Below are 17115 nucleotides of genomic sequence, written 5' to 3' on the forward strand. Positions count from 1 at the left end.
AATGGGGTCGGATTATACCTGAATCGGGCGTGAAGCTCGAAGTACAGCGCTCCGCGGGCGGTTATCGCTCGTGGATGACGTCCATGGGGTAGAAGCGCCCCGCCAGGGCGTCGCGGACGCGGCGCAGCACCAGGGGGCTTCTCAGGCGACCGGCGCGTTCCAGGGCCTCGATCTCCTCCAGGGTCAGCCAGTGCACGGCGTGGATCGCCGGGTCGAGCTCGCCACCCCGGTGGGCCAGCGCCATGCCGAAGAAGGCGTGGCTGTGGAAGGTGAAGCCGTCGGGGGTCTCGAGCACATAGATGCCCAGGTAGTCGGTGAGGCCGACCTGCCAGGCGGTCTCCTCGGCCACCTCGCGGCGGGCGCCATCCACGATCCGTTCGCCGGGTTCCAGGTGGCCGGCGGGCTGGTTGAAGAGGGTGCAGGGGCCACCGTGGTCCTCCTCCACCATCAGGAAGGCCCCGGCGCGCTCGATCACGCTGGCCACGGTGGCATAGGGGTGCCAGCGGCTCATGGCTTGCCTCCTCGCTGGGTCGTCGGTCGTTTCCCGGAGGTCCTGCCGCGACCCTTGGCCCGCTGAGGGGCGGCGTGCCGCTGGGGGGCGTGGAGGGTCTCGCGGCGCCACTCCCCCGGGGCCAGGCCGTCGAGCCGCCAGGGGCCGATGGCCACGCGCACCAGGCGCAGGGTGGGGTGGCCGACGTGGGCGGTCATGCGCCTGACCTGGCGGTTGCGCCCCTCGCTGATGGTCAGCTCCAGCCAGCTGGTGATCGGGTGGCGTTTCGGGTCCAGGGGTGGGTCGCGCTCGGGCAGGCCGCTCTCGGCGAGGCGCCGCACCCGGGCCGGCTTCGTCATGCCGTCCCCGAGTTCGACCCCCTCGCGCAGCGCCTGCAGGGCGCCGTCGCCGGGGCCCCCCTCCACCTGGACCCGGTAGGTCTTGGGCTGCTTGTGGCGGGGGTGGCTGATGCGGTGGATCAGCTCGCCGTCGTCACAGAGCAGCAGCAGCCCTTCGGAGTCGTGGTCGAGGCGCCCGGCCGGGTAGATGCCGGGCACGTCGATGACGTCGGCCAGGGTGGCGCGACGCTCGCCGTCATCGCCTGCCCGGTCGGTGAACTGGGATAGCATGCGGTAGGGCTTGTGCAGCAGATAGAGTGTGCTCATGGCGGCAAGCTTACCGGCAAGCGGCCCGGGATGGCAGGGGGAAGGGGCGGCGTGTCAGCCTTATTGCTCATGCGCCGAGGCGGGGTGGCTGATATAATGCGCCCGCTCGCCGGGAGCGCCCTCGTCGTTCCGGGGCCTGCCGAGACTCCGCCAGCGGGTCGATGCCCAGCGCATCCCCGTCAGATCACAACAGTGGGTGGAGCACGCCGGGACCCCCCGTTGCAGACATCGTGAGCGCGCGCTACCGATCCAGTTTCATGCCACCGCAGTGACCAGAGAGATCAACGCCAACATGTCAAAAACGCCGAAGATTATCTACACGCTCACCGACGAAGCGCCGGCCCTGGCCACCTACTCCCTGCTGCCCATCATCGATGCCTATACCGACTCCGCCGGGGTCATCGTTGAAACCCGCGATATCTCCCTGGCAGGGCGCATCCTCTCCCAGTTTCCCGAGTACCTGAGCGACGAGCAGCAGCTCGGCGACCACCTGGCCGAGCTGGGTGAGCTGGCCAAGACCCCCGAAGCCAACATCATCAAGCTGCCCAACATCAGCGCCTCCGTGCCCCAGCTCAAGGCGGCCATCCGCGAGCTGCAGGCCCAGGGCTACAAGCTGCCCAACTACCCCGACGAGCCCACTACCGCCATGGAGCGCGAGGCCAAGGCGCGCTACGACCGCGTCAAGGGCAGCGCCGTGAACCCGGTGCTGCGCGAGGGCAACAGCGATCGTCGCGCCCCCAAGTCGGTCAAGAACTACGCCCGCAAGTACCCGCACCGCATGGGCGAGTGGAGCGCCGACTCCCAGTCCCACGTGGCCTGCATGAACGAGGGTGACTTCTACGGCAGCGAGCAGTCCGCCACTCTGCCCGCCGAGGGGGCGGTGAAGATCGAGCTGGTGGGCAAGGACGGCAGCACTACCGTGCTCAAGGAGAAGACCTCGGTGCTGGCCGGCGAGGTGATCGACGGCGCCGTGATGAGCCACAAGGCGCTCTCCGCCTTCATCGCTGAGCAGGTGGCCGACGCCAAGGAGAAGGACGTCCTCTTCTCCCTGCACCTCAAGGCCACCATGATGAAGGTCTCCGACCCCATCATGTTCGGCATCGTGGTGGAGGAGTTCTACCGTGACGTGCTCGAGAAGCACGCCGACGACCTGGCCAGGGTCGGCTTCGACTCCAGCAACGGTATCGGCGACCTCTACGCCACCATCACCCAGCTTCCGGCCGAGAAGCAGGACGAGATCAAGGCCGATATCGAGGCGCTCTACGCCGAGCGTCCGCGCCTGGCCATGGTCAACTCCCACAAGGGCATCACCAACCTGCACGTGCCCAGCGACGTCATCATCGACGCCTCCATGCCGGCGATGATCCGTGACTCCGGCAAGATGTGGGGGGCCGACGATGCCCTGCACGACACCAAGGCGGTGATCCCGGACCGCTGCTACGCCACCATCTATCAGGCGGTGATCGAGGACTGCAAGGCCAACGGTGCCTTCGATCCGACCACCATGGGCAGCGTGCCCAACGTCGGCCTGATGGCCCAGAAGGCCGAGGAGTACGGCTCCCACGACAAGACCTTCCAGATCCCCGCCGACGGCACCGTGCGCGTCACCAACGACGCCGGCGAGGTGCTCTTCGAGCACGCCGTGGAGAAGGGCGACATCTGGCGCATGTGCCAGACCAAGGACGCGCCGATCAAGGACTGGGTCAAGCTCGCCGTGGCCCGCGCCCGCGACAGCGAGACGCCGGCGACCTTCTGGCTCGACGCCGAGCGTGCCCATGACGCCCAGCTGATCAAGAAGGTCGAGGCCTACCTCGCCGAGCACGATACCAGCGGCCTGGATATCCGCATCATGGCCCCGGTTGACGCCATGAAGTTCTCCCTGGAGCGCATCCGCCGCGGCGAGGACACCATCTCCGTCACCGGCAACGTGCTGCGCGACTACCTCACCGACCTCTTCCCGATCATGGAGCTCGGCACCAGCGCCAAGATGCTCTCCATCGTGCCGCTGATGAATGGCGGTGGCCTGTTCGAGACCGGGGCCGGCGGCTCCGCGCCCAAGCACGTCCAGCAGCTGCTGGAGGAGAACCACCTGCGCTGGGACTCCCTGGGCGAGTTCCTGGCCCTGGCTGCCTCCCTGGAGCACCTGGGCAAGACCTTCGACAACGGCCGTGCCCTGGTGCTGGCCAAGGCGCTGGACGAGGCCAACGGCAAGTTCCTGGACAGCAACAAGTCGCCGTCCCGCAAGGTAGGCGAGCTGGACAACCGCGGCAGCCACTTCTACCTGGCCATGTACTGGGCCGAGGCCCTGGCCGCCCAGGATGAGGACGCCGAGCTCAAGGCGCTCTTCACCAAGCTGGCCGCGGAGTTCCAGGCCAAGGAAGAAGTGATCGTCGAGGAGCTCAACGCGGTGCAGGGGCAGGCCGTCGACATCAAGGGCTACTACAACCCGGATCGCGAGCTGACCGAGTCGGTGATGCGTCCGAGCGCCACCCTCAACGCCGCTCTGGCTCTGGTTTCCAAGGGCTGAGCTGCCAAGGGCTGAGAGCTGAGTAGACCCTGCCGGCACGCCAGTGCCGCGGCCCCTGCCCGGAGACGGGCGGGGGCCTTTGCGTTGAGGGTCGCCCGGCGTTGAGATTCATGATGAACCCTGCCGGACCCAGGGCGTCAAACCAGTCTGAGTCGCCCGACAGGCCGGCCCGTCAAACGAGTAGTAATCTGCTATGTGGCAACGAGACGAGTGGTGCGGCATGACCCGCCCCCCCGGCACCGAGGAGGAGGGGGACCTGGCGGTGCAGAGCGTCGAGCCTGAGCTCGCGCGCCCGCCGATGTATAAGGTGGTGTTGCACAATGATGACTTCACCCCCATGGAGTTCGTGGTGGAGGTGCTCCAGACCTTCTTCCAGCTGGACAGCGAGACCGCGGTGCAGGTAATGCTGACGGTGCATACGCAGGGCAAGGCGACCTGCGGCATCTTTACCCGCGATATCGCGGAAACCAAAAGCCATCAGGTCAATCAATACGCTAGAGAGTGTCAGCATCCGCTGCTCTCGGACATCGAGGCGGCGGACTGACTCCCCCGGACATGGTCGCGACGGGCGAGCACCGCCTGCCGTTGGCAACAAGGCTTGCAACGGCGACGTTTGTGCCCGATGTTGATGATGCCGGATGACGAAAGATCCGACGCAAAGCCCTGGGCGGCAAGAAGGGGACTGCCATGCTGAGCAAAGAACTTGAACTGACCCTGAACACGGCGTTCACCGTGGCGCGCTCCAAGCGGCACGAGTTCATGACCGTGGAGCACCTGCTGCTGGCTCTGCTTGATAACGCCTCGGCGGCGGATGTGCTGCGCGCCTGCGGGGCCAACCTCGACAAGCTGCGCTCCGATCTGCAGGATTTCATCAATTCCACCACCCCGCTGATTCCCGAGGATCAGGCCGACCGCGAGACCCAGCCGACCCTGGGCTTCCAGCGCGTGCTGCAGCGTGCGGTCTTCCATGTGCAATCCTCCGGCAAGAGCGAGGTGACCGGCGCCAACGTGCTGGTGGCGATCTTCTCCGAGCAGGAGAGCCAGGCGGTCTACTTCCTCAAGCAGCAGAACGTGGCGCGAGTCGACGCCGTCAACTATATCGCCCACGGCATCTCCAAGGTGGCCGGGCACGGCCAGAACCCCTCGGCGTCCCCCTCGGATGCCGAGGAGGGCGAGGATGCCGGCAGCGAGAACGGCGCCAATCCACTTACCGGCTATGCCACCAACCTCAACGAGCAGGCGCGCATCGGCAAGATCGATCCGCTGATCGGCCGCGAGCACGAGCTCGAGCGGGTGGTGCAGATCCTGGCCCGGCGGCGCAAGAACAACCCGCTGCTGGTGGGCGAGGCCGGCGTGGGCAAGACCGCCATCGCCGAGGGGCTGGCCAAGCGCATCGTCGAGGAGGACGTGCCCGAGGTGATTGCCGATGCGGTGGTCTACTCCCTGGACATGGGCGCCCTGCTGGCCGGCACCAAGTACCGTGGTGACTTCGAGAAGCGCCTCAAGGGGCTCCTGGCGGAGCTGCGCAAGCAGCCCAACGCCATCCTCTTCATCGACGAGATCCACACCGTGATCGGCGCCGGCGCCGCCTCGGGCGGGGTGATGGATGCCTCCAACCTGCTCAAGCCGCTGCTCTCCTCCGGCGAGCTGCGCTGCATCGGCTCCACCACCTTCCAGGAGTATCGCGGCATCTTCGAGAAGGACCGCGCCCTGGCCCGTCGCTTCCAGAAGGTCGATGTGCCGGCCCCCTCGGTGGAGGACACCATTCGCATCCTCAAGGGGCTGCGCTCGCGCTTCGAGGAGCATCATCGGCTCAAGTACACCGATGCGGCACTCGAGAGCGCGGCACGGCTGGCGGACCGCTACATCAGCGATCGCCACCTGCCCGACAAGGCCATCGACGTGATCGACGAGGCCGGTGCCCACCAGCGGCTGCTGCCGCCCGAGGTGCGAATCGACACCATCGATACCGCCCAGGTCGAGGCGGTGGTGGCCTCCATCGCGCGGATCCCGCCGAAGAGCGTCTCCAGCTCCGACCGCAAGCTGCTCGAGAACCTCGATCGCGACCTCAAGATGCTGGTGTTCGGCCAGGACGAGGCGATCGACAGCCTCTCCGCGGCGATCAAGCTCTCCCGGGCCGGCCTCAAGTCGCCGGACAAGCCGGTGGGCAGCTTCCTGTTTGCCGGCCCCACCGGGGTGGGCAAGACCGAGGTGGCCCGCCAGCTCTCGAAGATCATGGGCATCGAGCTGGTGCGCTTCGACATGTCCGAGTACATGGAGCGCCACACGGTGTCGCGGCTGATCGGCGCGCCGCCGGGCTACGTGGGCTACGACCAGGGCGGCCTGCTCACCGAGGCGATCACCAAGCATCCGCACTGCGTGCTGCTGCTCGACGAGATCGAGAAGGCCCACCCCGAGGTCTTCAACCTGCTGCTGCAGGTGATGGACCACGGCCGCCTGACCGACAACAACGGCCGGGAGGCGGACTTCCGCCACGTGATCCTGATCATGACCTCCAACGCCGGGGTCGAGCAGGCCACGCGTCGCTCCATCGGCTTCCAGACCCAGGACCACTCCACCGATGCCATGGAGGTGATCCGCAAGACCTTCTCGCCGGAGTTCCGCAACCGCCTGGATGGCATCATCCAGTTCCACGCCCTGCCCGTCGCGGTGGTGCGCAGCGTGGTGGACAAGTTCCTGGTGGAGCTGCAGGCGCAGCTGGACGAGAAGCGGGTGCAGCTGGATGTGGACCTGGCCGCGCGGGACTGGCTCGCCGAGAAGGGTTACGACCCGGATATGGGGGCCCGCCCCATGGCGCGCCTGATTCAGGAGAAGCTCAAGAAGCCGCTGGCCGAGATGATCCTCTTCGGCGAGCTGTCGGAGCACGGCGGCGTGGTTCACGTCAGCGTGGAGGAGGGCGAGCTGCACCTCTCCACGGAGGCGGAGCTGGCCGACGCGCCCTGAGCCGGGTTGATACCCGCGCACGACACAGCGCCCTGTCTACGGACGGGGCGTTGTCGTCATGCCATCGTTGTCATGCCATGGGGGGAAGCGGGTCGCTGGGCTCGACCGCGGATCAGCGGGAGCGGTAGACGATGCGGCCCTTGGTCAGGTCGTAGGGCGTCAGTTCCACCTTGACCTTGTCGCCGGTGAGGATGCGGATGTAGTTCTTGCGCATCTTGCCGGAGATGTGGGCGGTCACCACGTGGCCGTTTTCCAGCTCGACGCGGAAGGTGGTGTTGGGAAGGGTATCGACGACGACGCCTTCCATTTCGATATGGTCTTCACGTGCCATATAGGCGGTTCCTCGCTGATGGATGAGACAGAGACAGGGTGAAAGCCCTGAAAGAATAGCGCGATATTGTGCCGCATGCCGGGCGGCAAGGCAAAGAAAGGCGACGAACGGCGCCGTTCAGGGTGCGATCAGGCGCCGCCAGTGGCGGCCGTCGAGCATCTCCAGGGGCTGGAAGGCCTGCTTGTAGGCCATCTTGCGGCATTCGCGGATCCAGTAGCCCAGATAGAGGTGGGGCAGGCCTCGGCGATGCGCCTGGGCCACCAGGGTGAGGACCGCGAAGGTGCCGAGCGAGCGTCGCTCGAGCGCCGGGTCCGGATCGAAGAAGGTGTAGATCGCCGAGAGGCCGTGCTCGAGCTGGTCGAAGGCGGTCACGGCCACCAGGCGGCCGTCGAGGCGGAACTCCAGCAGCCGTGCGTACTCCTGGTCGAGGGTCAGGAAGGTGCGGTACTGCTCGTGGCTCGGCGGGTACATGTCGCCGTCGGCGTGGCGCGTGCGGATATAGTGGGCATAGAGCGCATAGTGCTCGGGGTCGTAGATGGCCGGCCTCAGGTGCAGGCTGAGGTCGGCGTTGCGTTTCGCCAGGCGCCGCTGGCTCCTGCTTGGCGTGAAGTCCGCTACCGGGATGCGCACCGAGATGCAGGCGCTGCACCCCTCGCAGTGGGGGCGGTAGAGGTGGCGGCCGCTGCGCCGGAAGCCGAGCAGCGCCAGGGTGTCATAGACCCCCTGGCCGGGCGACTCCTGGGGGTCGAGGAAGAGCGTCGTGGCCTCGCGCCCCGGCAGGTAGCTGCAGGCGTGGGGGACGGTGAGAAAGAAGCGCAGGTCCCTGACGGGCTGGCGCGGGGCGTTGCTGCTCACGGCATGTCTCTCCGGCTCCGGTCACTGGGGCCCTTCGCCAAGCTCGCCCAGGGCGGCGAAGGACCAGCAGGCAGGGGTGAAGCATACGCCGTCCGGCTCCACCGGCGGCGGCTTGCCCAGCCACTCCTCAAGATAGCCGATGAACTCGGCGCGGGCGATATCCCGAGCGCCGAGGCTGGCCAGGTGTGGCGTATGCATCTGGCAGTCGATCAGCCGGCCGCCCGCCGCTGCCATGGTCCGGGCCAGGTGCACCAGCGCCACCTTGGAGGCGTCGGGCACTCGGGTAAACATCGACTCGCCGAAGAAGACCGGGCCCAGGGCCACGCCGTAGAGGCCGCCGGCCAGCCGGCCCTGGTGCCACACCTCCACCGAGTGGGCCGCGCCCAGGGCGTGCAGGCGTCCATAGGCCTCGCGCATCTCGTCGGTGATCCAGGTGCCGGGCTGCCCCTGACGGGGGGCGGCGCAGGCGCTCATCACGGCGTCGAAGGCGCGGTCGGCGGTCACCGTGAAGCCGCCGTGGCGCAGCCGCTTGGCCAGGCTGCGGCGCACCTTGAGGGCCTCGGGAAAAAGCACCATGCGCGGGTCGGGGCTCCACCAGAGGATCGGCTGATCGTCGCTGTACCAGGGGAAGATGCCGCGGCGATAGGCGGCGAGCAGCCAGCCCGGGCTCAGGGCGCCGCCGGCGGCCAGCAGGCCATCCGGGTCGCGCAAGGCCGTGGCCACGGGAGGGAAGCGGGTCGGGTGCTCGGAGAGCCAGGGCAGCATCGGCGGGGGTCCTTGGAATCGTGGGCCCAGTGTGCCGCCCGCCGCGTCCCGGCTCAAGAGAGCAACGTCCCTACTGTGATGGGGGAGCCGGGCTCGGTATGATTGGCGCCAATCAACCGGAAGACGCCAGCGGTGGCGCAAGGGGGATGAGCACTTGAGTGTCGACAAGAAGTCCTCGCCGCGTCGGGTAAACGCGGCCCAGGCCAGGGAGACGGCCAGGCGCTTCGGCCTCAGGCTGCAGGGCTCCGCGCGGGAAGGGGTGGCCATCGTGCTGCTGGCCGCCTGCGTGTTCCTGCTCTTGGCCCTGTTCAGCTTCGAGCCCGGGGACCCCGGCTGGTCGCGCAGCGGCCCCGAGACCCGCATCGACAACTGGATGGGGCCGGTGGGCGCCTGGCTCTCCGACGTGCTCTATTCCCTGTTTGGCGCCAGCGCCCTCTGGTGGCCTGGCATGCTGGGCTTCGCCGCCTGGCGGCTGCTGCGGGCCAGGCAGGGGGTGCACCTGGAGTGGGATGCCACCGCCCTGGCGGTACGCGGTGGTGGCCTGGTGCTGCTGCTGCTGGGCACCACCACCCTGGGGGCGCTGCACTTCTACCGCCCCCCTGCGGAGACGGTGCTGCCCTACTCGTCGGGAGGCATCCTGGGGGAGGGCCTGGTGGGCGCCCTGGTGCCCCTGGTCGGCACCGGGGGCACCGGCCTGCTGGCCACGGTGGCGCTGCTCTGCGGCCTGCCTCTCCTTACCGGCCTCTCCTGGCTATCGGTGATGGACGAGATAGGCCTTCGCGCCGTGCGGCTGTGGGGTTGGCTCGCCGAGCGTTTCGCCTTTACCCGCTCGCCGCCCGCCGAGCCCGAGCTCTCCGGCGTGGAGGCCGAGGAGGAGCGGGGCGAGGCGGTGGCCCCGAACGAGGAGGGCGCCGGCGCGTCGGCGCGCTGGTGGCAGCGCCTGCTGCCCGGCCTCCGGCCACGTGCCTCGCAGTCGGATGCCGCCGCCGTTGCACGGCGCGAGCCAGGCCTCGGCGGTGACGGCGATACCGAGATTCCCTGGGACGTGCCCGAGACCACGCCCTCTGCCAAGCAGTCCGGGGCCTCCTACGTGGAGCAGTCGGCCACGACGGCGGAGCGTACCGGTGCCGCCATGGCGGTAGCCGGTGGGCTGGCGGCCGCCTCTGCTCGGGTCGCCGCCGAGTCACCGGATGCCGGGGCGCCTGCTGCCGAGCCGACCGCTTCCAAGCCGCCGGTTCCCGAGCCGGCCGCTTCCAAGCCGTCTGTTCCCGAGCCGTCTGTTCCCGAACCGCCTGCTCCCGAGCCGACCGCCGCTTCCGGGCCGGCCGCAGAGCCGCGGGTGGCGGAGCGCGTGCCCGACCCCGTGCTGCCGGATGATGATGAGCCCCTGACCGCCTGGAGCGGCGAGGCGCTGCGGGCCAGCCGTGACGAGGCCGCGCCGGCGCCGGTGGAGGAGCCCGCTGCGCCCGCGGCGGCGCCCGAGCCTGCGGCGATGCCCGAGGCCGCCGACAGCGGCCGTCGTTCCGCGACCGAGCCCCCCCCGCGGCCCGCCGAGCGCCGGGAGCCCGGGCTGGGCGACGCCCCGGAGGGCGAATGGGACGGCACCGGCGATGAGGAGCCACGCCTCTCCTGGGATGAGCCGGCGGTGGCCGAGGAGTCCGATGGTGAGCGCCGTACTCCCGCCATGCCGCCCTCCCGTCCGGCCGAGGCCCGTACGGCGGTGCTGCAGCCGCCGGAGCCCGAGGAGGCCCCGGAGGACGCCGGGCCGTCACAGGATGAGCGGGAGGACTCCGCCGAGGAGCCCGCCGCTGCGCGGCTGGCCACCGCCGAGCAGGGGCGGGAGGCCGCCGACGAGCCGGGCATGCGTCTCTGGACCGTGGAGCACCTGCAGAACCAGCGGCCGGTGCTGGACGACATGCCGGAGCCCGAGGGCGACCTGCCCAGCCTGCGCCTGCTGACGCCGCCGGAGCCCCAGCAGCAGAACTACAGCGCCGAGCAGCTGGCCGAGATGGCCGAGCTTCTCGAGGTGCGCCTGCGCGAATACGGCGTCAAGGCGGAGGTGGTCGATACCTGGCCGGGACCGGTGATCACCCGCTTCGAGATCAAGCCGGCCGCCGGGGTAAAGGTCTCCAAGATCAGCAACCTGGCCAAGGATCTGGCGCGCTCGCTGATGGTCAAGAGCGTGCGGGTGGTTGAGGTGATCCCCGGGCGTCCCACGGTGGGCATCGAGATCCCCAACCCGCACCGGGCCATGATCCGGCTGCGCGAGGTGATCGACTCCGACCGCTACCAGCAGCCCGACTCCGCCCTGACCCTGGCCCTGGGCCAGGACATCGGCGGCGGCCCGGTGGTGGCCAACCTCGGCAAGATGCCCCACCTGCTGGTGGCCGGTACCACCGGCTCGGGCAAGTCGGTGGGCGTCAACGCCATGCTGATCTCCATGCTGCTCAAGGCGACCCCCCGGGAGCTGCGCCTGATCATGGTCGACCCCAAGATGCTGGAGCTCTCGGTCTATGACGGCATCCCGCACCTGCTGGCGCCGGTGGTCACCGACATGAAGGAGGCCGCCAACGCCCTGCGCTGGTGCGTGGCCGAGATGGAGCGGCGCTACAAGCTGATGGCCGCCATGGGGGTGCGCAATATCGCCGGCTTCAACGCCAAGCTCGACGAGGCGGAGGAGGCCGGCGCCCAGGTGGCCGACCCCCTCTGGGAGCCGCAGCCCTGGGAGATGCACCAGGCGCCGCCGGTGCTGGAGAAGCTGCCCTATATCGTGGTGGTGGTCGACGAGTTCGCCGACATGTTCATGATCGTCGGCAAGAAGGTGGAGGAGCTGATCGCCCGCCTGGCCCAGAAGGCCCGGGCCGCCGGCATCCACCTGATACTCGCCACCCAGCGCCCCTCGGTGGACGTGGTCACCGGTCTGATCAAGGCCAATATCCCCACGCGCATGGCCTTTCAGGTCTCCTCGCGGATCGACTCGCGCACCATCCTCGACCAGGGCGGTGCCGAGAACCTGCTGGGCCACGGCGACATGCTCTACCTGCCGGCGGGCTCCGGCCTGCCGACCCGGGTACACGGCGCCTTCGTCGACGATGATGAGGTCCACCGGGTGGTGGAGGACTGGAAGCGTCGCGGCGAACCCGAGTATATCGAGGAGATTCTCTCCGGCGGGGTCTCCGCCGAGGCGCTGGCGGGCCTCGAGGCCGAGGGCGCAGGCGACGGCGACGATGCCGAGCAGGACGCCCTCTACGACGAGGCGGTGCAGTTCGTCATCGACTCTCGCCGGGCCTCGATCTCGGCGGTGCAGCGTCGCTTCAAGATCGGCTACAACCGGGCGGCGCGCCTGGTGGAAGCCATGGAGATGGCCGGGGTCGTCTCCACCATGGGCACCAACGGCTCCCGTGAGGTGCTGGCGCCGCGGGCGGGGGGCGACTAGCGGGGAGGCCCGCCCAGGCGTCTCCAGGGGGAGACGCCTGCATTCAACCATGCAACCAGCATGAAAGCGCCGGCGGGCCCGCAACCCGCCGGCGCTTTCGCAGTCCGAAGGACAGGATTCCACAGGGAACCGTCCAGGGAGAGAGAGACATGACAGTGAAGAAGAGCCTTGCCGCCATCGCCTTGCTTGTTGTAGCGCCCATCGCCATGCCGCTGGCAGCGCTGGCCAGCGACGGGGCAGAGCGCCTCAACCGCCTGCTGGAGCCGCTTCAGACCTACGAGGCGCGCTTCGATCAGCAGATCCTCGACGCCAGCGGCGAGCGCCTTCAGGAGGCCCGCGGCCAGATGTGGCTCTCGCGTCCCGGCAAGTTCCGCTGGGAGGTGGAGGCCCCCTACCTGCAGGAGGTGATCTCCGACGGCGAGGAGGTGATGCTCCATGACCCGGACCTCGAGCAGGCGACCATCCAGGTGCTCGACCAGCGGGTGACCCACACCCCGGCCCTGCTGCTTTCCGGGAGCGCCAGCGACCTGACCGACAGCTACGAGGTCTCCCGTCAGCAGCAGGGCAGCGCCGAGACCTTCACCCTGCTGCCCAGGGACCCGGATACGCTCTTCGAGGAGCTGAAGATGACCTTCCGCAGCGGCGCGCTGAGCACCCTGCAGATGACCGACAGCACCGGCCAGCGTACCGCCATCGAGTTTCGCGATGTGCAGATGAACCACGCCATCGACGAGAGCCGCTTCGTCTTCGAGATCCCCGAAGGGACCGATGTGATTCGCGATACGCACTAAGGCCTTCGGCCAGCAGCAAGCCACAAGGAGCAAGCTTCAAGGAACCCCCTTGGCTTGCTCCTTTCGTTTGGGGGTAGGCAGCCTCGCCCCCTCGCTCCTACCCGCCGTCACCGCCGTCCGCCTCGGCATCGAGCTGCTCCCGCCAGGCCATCAGCTGGCCGTAGCGCTTCTCCTGGCCCTGCTCCGTCGGCCGGTAGAGGCGCTCTCGGGGCACGTCCTCGGGCCAGCAGTCGTGGGCGCTGCCGGCGGGGTAGCCGTGGGGTTCGCTATGGGCGTAGCGGTAGCCCCGGCCGTGGCCCAGGCTCTCCATCAGCTTCGTCGGGGCGTTGCGCAGGTAGCCGGGCACCTCGAGCCGGGGCTGGCCGGCCGCCAGGGCCTGGGCTCGCTTCCAGGCCTGGTCGATGGCGTTGCTCTTGGGGGCCACCGCCAGGTGGATGGCGGCATGGGCGATGGCGCGCTGCCCCTCGTAGTCACCCAGGCGCAGGTAGGCGTCCCAGGCGGCCATCACCAGGGGCAGGGCGCGGGGGTCGGCATTGCCCACGTCCTCGGAGGCGATGGCGGCCAAGCGTCGGACCACGTCCAGGGGGTCGCCGCCGCCCTGCACGAAGCGGGCGATATAGAGCAGGGCCGCGTCGGGGCGCGAGGAGCGCACCGACTTGTGGATCGCCGAGAGCAGGTCGTAATAGTGGTCGCCCTGCTTGTCGAAGGCGCTGGCCTGGTGGCCCAGCACGTCTGCCAGCGCTTCCCGATGCAGTACCTCGCCGCCCTCGGCGTCGGGTTCGGCAAAGTCGCAGGCGCTCTCCAGGAGCCCCAGGGCGCGGCGGGCGTCGCCGGCGGCGGCCCGGGCCAGCAGGGCGAGCACCTCGTCATCGACCCGCAGGCGGCGCGCCCCGAGGCCCCGGGCGTCATCGCTCAGGGCACGCCTGAGCACTTCCATCAGCTCCGCCTCCTCCAGCGACTTGAGCACATGGACCCGGGCCCGGGAGAGCAGCGCCGAGTTGACCTCGAAGGAGGGGTTCTCGGTGGTGGCGCCGATCAGGGTCAGCAGGCCCGACTCCACGTGAGGCAGCAGGGCGTCCTGCTGGCTCTTGTTGAGGCGATGGATCTCGTCGAGGAAGAGCAGCGTCGCCTGGCCGTGGGCCTGGCGGGCCCTGGCCCGCTCCACCGCGGCGCGGATCTCCTTGACGCCGGCCATCACCGCGGAGAGCTGCTCCAGCTCGGCGCCGGACTCGGCGGCCAGGATTTCGGCCAGGGTGGTCTTGCCGGTGCCGGGCGGTCCCCACAGGATTATGGAGCGCACCACGCCGGTCTCCACCATGCGCGCCAGGGGCTTGCCAGGCCCCACCAGCGCCCGCTGTCCCACGTAGTCGGCCAGTCGCCGCGGCCGCATGCGCCAGGCCAGGGGGGCGCCGGGCTCGTGCTCATCGGCAAAGAGGTCCATGGCAAGCTCCTTTCGTTGACCTATGGCAGCGGCAGGTTCTCGGCCCGGCTGCTAGAGTGGGGGTGACTCATCGCTGGCCAGGCAGTCGATGAACCCCATCCCGGATGGCGCATCCAATGATGAGTGTGCCTTTGCTCTGCCTCACTCCACAGATGTCACTACACAGGAGGGCCCGACATGCCCGTGCTGACCCAACTGCGTCTGGATCATGCCAACATGGCGCGCATGTTGCACGTTCTGCAGCTGAAGCATAAGACCCTGGCCGGCGGTGAGCGGCCCAACTTTCAGCTGGTGCGCGAGGTGGTCGACTACATCCTCGACTACATGGAGGGCTTTACGCTGCCTCTGGAGCGGCTGTTCAGCGAACGCCTGGCGGAAGTGGACCCGGAAAGCCGCAAGGTCACCGAGCGCCTGGCGGCGGACTACCAGGCGCTGAAGGCCCAGCTGGGCCGTCTCTCCAGCGATATCGACATGATCCTGATGGATGCGGTGATTCCCATGGATCGCTTCGCCGACGACCTCAAGGCCTACCTGGATGCCCATCGCGCCTACCTGCGCGACGAGCAGGCGCTGCTCTTCCCGCTGATCCGCCGGCACTTCAACGAAGCGGACATGGACCGTCTTGCCGAAGCCCTGCCCGAGGGGGCGGCGGCCGAGCTCGAGCGCCTCCAGGAGGTCTATCCCGAACTCTACGCGGAGCTTCGCGAGGCGCCCGAGCCCGCCTGACCCGGGCTGCCAGAGAGGACCGGCTGGGGTAGAATGGTGCCAACTCCAGCCGGTGCCTCGTCATGTCTTCCCCACGCCTCTCTCCCCTCAGCCACTGCCGCCCTTGCTCTCCGCTGCCACAGGGTCAAGCGCGGGGTGAGGCGTGAGCCTGGGGCCCATCCTGGTCTTCGACTCCGGCGCTGGCGGTCTCTCCGTGGTGGCGGCCCTGCGCCATCGGTTGCCCGAGGCGGCCCTGGCCTACGCCTGCGACAACGCCATGCTCCCCTACGGGGTGCGCGAGGATAGCTGGCTGGTCCGGCGCATCCTGGCGGTCTGTGAAGCGGCGGTGGCCGCCAGCGGCTGCGTTACCCTGGTGGTGGCCTGCAATACCGCCAGCACCCTGGCGCTGGATGCCCTGCGCAGCCGGCTCTCGGTACCGGTGGTGGGTACCGTTCCGGCCATCAAGCCCGCCGCCGCGCTGTCGCGCAGTGGCCATATCGGCCTGCTGGCGACCAGTGCCACCGTGGCCCGCCCCTACACCCTGCGCCTGATCGAGACCTTTGCGGCCCACTGCCGGGTGACCCGGGTGGCCGCCGACGCCCTGGTGCGGGAGGCCGAGCGCTGGCTGGCCGGAGAGACGCCCGACGCCGAGGTGGTTCGCCAGGCCCTGGCGCCGCTGTGGGAGGACCCGGCGCTGGATACCGTGGTGCTGGGTTGTACCCATTTTCCCCTGCTGCGCGACGTCCTGGCCGCCGCGGCGCCCCGTGAGATCGCCTGGGTCGACTCCAGCGAGGCCATCGCCCGGCGCACCGCCCAGGTGGCGGCCGGCGTGGCGTCGCACCGGGGCCCGGGCGAGAGCTTCGCCACCGCCAGGGATCCGCGGCTGGCCGACGGCCTGGCGCACTTCGGCTTCGCTCCCCCGCAGCTGCTGCGGGTCCCCTGACGCGACCGATCTTCTTTTTTCTCCATTTTCCGAAGGAGGCTTCTTGGCCATTCCCGTTGTCGACCCTGCCCGCTATGACCAGCAGCTCGAGGCGAAGCGCCAGCGCATCACCGAGCAGTTCGCCCGCTTCTCGCCGCCGGCGCTGGAGGTCTACCCCTCGCCGCCCAGCCACTATCGCCAGCGCTGCGAGTTCCGGATCTGGCACGAGGGGGAGGATCTCTTCTATGCGATGTTCGAGGTGGACTCGGCGGATCCCAAAAAGAAGACCGTGGTGCGCCTGGATGACTACCCGGTGGCCAGCCGGCGCATCAATGCGCTGATGCCGGCGCTGCTCGACGCCATCCGTGACGTGCCGCTGCTGCGTCGCCGGCTCTTCCAGGTGGAGTTCCTGACCACCCTCGCCGGCGAGGCCCTGGTGACCCTGATCTACCACCGACCCCTGGACGAGGCCTGGGAGGCCGAGGCGCGCCGCCTGCAGGAGACCCTGGGCGTGATGATCATCGGCCGCTCCCGCAAGCAGCGCCTGGTGCTCGAGCGTGACCACGTCTGGGAGCGGCTCGAGGTGGAGGGGCGTGAGTTCGTCTACCAGCAGGTGGAGAACAGCTTCACCCAGCCCAATGCCGAGATCTGCCGCTCGATGCTGACCTGGGCCCGGGAGGTCACCCGGGACAGCCGGGACGGCGACCTGGTGGAGCTCTACTGCGGCAACGGCAACTTTACCGTGGCCCTGGCCGAGAACTTCCGCCGGGTGCTTGCCACCGAGATCTCGCGCACCTCGGTGGCCAGCGCCCGGGAGAACCTGGCCGCCAACGGCCTCGAGAATGTCACCGTGGGGCGGATGTCCGCCGAGGAGTTTGCCCAGGCGCTCCAGGGCGAGAAGGGCGGGCGCCGGGTGACGGAGTGGGCTCTGGACGACTACGACTTCACCACCGTGCTGGTGGACCCGCCCCGGGCCGGTCTGGACGAGGCGAGCTGCCGCCAGCTCAGCGGCTACGCCCGCATCGTCTATATTTCATGTAATCCGGATACGCTGGAGGACAACCTGGCGCTGCTGACCGAGACCCACCGCATCACGCGCCTGGCGCTGTTCGACCAGTTTCCCTGGACCCACCACTGCGAGTGTGGCGTGCTGCTGGAGCGAAAGGGCTGACGTCGACCTTGGTCGCATCTGTCAAGCCTCGATGCCCAACCGTCATGCTCCA

The 17115-nt window shown here is 68.9% G+C and carries 14 protein-coding genes; 8 read left to right on the forward strand and 6 right to left on the reverse strand.

The genetic code is table 11. The annotated features are described in order from the left end of the window. Nucleotides 1–61 precede the first annotated feature (61 nt). Nucleotides 62–511: an NUDIX domain-containing protein gene (locus ACRYRV_RS13165; protein ID WP_299313651.1), complete on the reverse strand. Its 450-nt coding sequence runs from the start codon at nt 509–511 to the stop codon at nt 62–64. Continuing rightward, a complete protein-coding gene (locus ACRYRV_RS13170; RefSeq protein ID WP_444984807.1) occupies nt 508–1155 on the reverse strand; it encodes a pseudouridine synthase in 648 nt (215 codons plus the stop codon). Before ACRYRV_RS13170 ends, ACRYRV_RS13165 begins: the two co-directional genes overlap by 4 nt. Before the next feature lie 292 nt (nt 1156–1447). Between ACRYRV_RS13170 and ACRYRV_RS13175 the strand changes: the two genes are divergently transcribed. From ACRYRV_RS13175 to clpA, 3 genes are all read left to right on the forward strand, one after another. Continuing rightward, nucleotides 1448–3682 carry an NADP-dependent isocitrate dehydrogenase gene (locus tag ACRYRV_RS13175; protein WP_445005896.1) on the forward strand — a complete coding sequence of 745 codons (2235 nt, stop codon included), beginning with the start codon at nt 1448–1450 and terminating at the stop codon, nt 3680–3682. A gap of 220 nt (nt 3683–3902) precedes the next feature. After that, nucleotides 3903–4226, forward strand: a complete 324-nt coding sequence (gene clpS / locus ACRYRV_RS13180) for an ATP-dependent Clp protease adapter ClpS (RefSeq protein ID WP_299313645.1) — start codon at nt 3903–3905, stop codon at nt 4224–4226. Nucleotides 4227–4369: 143 nt separating this feature from the next. After that, nucleotides 4370–6646 (forward strand): ATP-dependent Clp protease ATP-binding subunit ClpA, encoded by a 2277-nt coding sequence (clpA, locus tag ACRYRV_RS13185; RefSeq protein WP_309635528.1) that lies wholly within the window; start codon nt 4370–4372, stop codon nt 6644–6646. Between the two features lie 112 nt (nt 6647–6758). Here the strand turns inward: clpA and infA are convergent, their stop codons facing one another. From infA to aat, 3 genes are all read right to left on the reverse strand, one after another. Next, nucleotides 6759–6977: a translation initiation factor IF-1 gene (gene infA / locus ACRYRV_RS13190; RefSeq protein WP_010627817.1), complete on the reverse strand. Its 219-nt coding sequence runs from the start codon at nt 6975–6977 to the stop codon at nt 6759–6761. Between the two features lie 117 nt (nt 6978–7094). After that, a complete protein-coding gene (locus tag ACRYRV_RS13195; RefSeq protein ID WP_444984806.1) occupies nt 7095–7832 on the reverse strand; it encodes an arginyltransferase in 738 nt (245 codons plus the stop codon). A gap of 21 nt (nt 7833–7853) precedes the next feature. Continuing rightward, on the reverse strand, nt 7854–8597 hold the full coding sequence (aat, locus tag ACRYRV_RS13200; RefSeq protein ID WP_444984805.1) for a leucyl/phenylalanyl-tRNA--protein transferase: 744 nt from the start codon (nt 8595–8597) through the stop codon (nt 7854–7856). A gap of 154 nt (nt 8598–8751) precedes the next feature. Here aat and ACRYRV_RS13205 point away from each other — a divergent pair, with 154 nt between their 5' ends. Next, complete coding sequence (locus tag ACRYRV_RS13205) at nt 8752–12033, forward strand: DNA translocase FtsK (RefSeq protein WP_444984804.1); 3282 nt, start codon at nt 8752–8754, stop codon at nt 12031–12033. A gap of 149 nt (nt 12034–12182) precedes the next feature. Then, a complete protein-coding gene (gene lolA, locus ACRYRV_RS13210; protein WP_309635532.1) occupies nt 12183–12824 on the forward strand; it encodes an outer membrane lipoprotein chaperone LolA in 642 nt (213 codons plus the stop codon). A gap of 97 nt (nt 12825–12921) precedes the next feature. Here lolA and ACRYRV_RS13215 read toward each other — a convergent pair whose 3' ends face one another. Then, nucleotides 12922–14265 carry a replication-associated recombination protein A gene (locus ACRYRV_RS13215; RefSeq protein WP_444984803.1) on the reverse strand — a complete coding sequence of 448 codons (1344 nt, stop codon included), beginning with the start codon at nt 14263–14265 and terminating at the stop codon, nt 12922–12924. Between the two features lie 177 nt (nt 14266–14442). On the opposite strand from ACRYRV_RS13215, the gene ACRYRV_RS13220 reads away from it, so the two are divergent. The 3 genes from ACRYRV_RS13220 (at nt 14443) to trmA (ending at nt 17063) form a co-directional block, all read left to right on the forward strand. Further along, a complete protein-coding gene (locus tag ACRYRV_RS13220) occupies nt 14443–14991 on the forward strand; it encodes a hemerythrin domain-containing protein (RefSeq protein ID WP_299312895.1) in 549 nt (182 codons plus the stop codon). A gap of 142 nt (nt 14992–15133) precedes the next feature. Continuing rightward, nucleotides 15134–15913, forward strand: a complete 780-nt coding sequence (gene murI, locus ACRYRV_RS13225; RefSeq protein WP_309635534.1) for a glutamate racemase — start codon at nt 15134–15136, stop codon at nt 15911–15913. Nucleotides 15914–15956: 43 nt separating this feature from the next. Further along, nucleotides 15957–17063: a tRNA (uridine(54)-C5)-methyltransferase TrmA gene (gene trmA / locus ACRYRV_RS13230; protein ID WP_444984802.1), complete on the forward strand. Its 1107-nt coding sequence runs from the start codon at nt 15957–15959 to the stop codon at nt 17061–17063. Nucleotides 17064–17115: the final 52 nt, after the last annotated feature.

The organism is Halomonas mongoliensis (assembly GCF_052496345.1).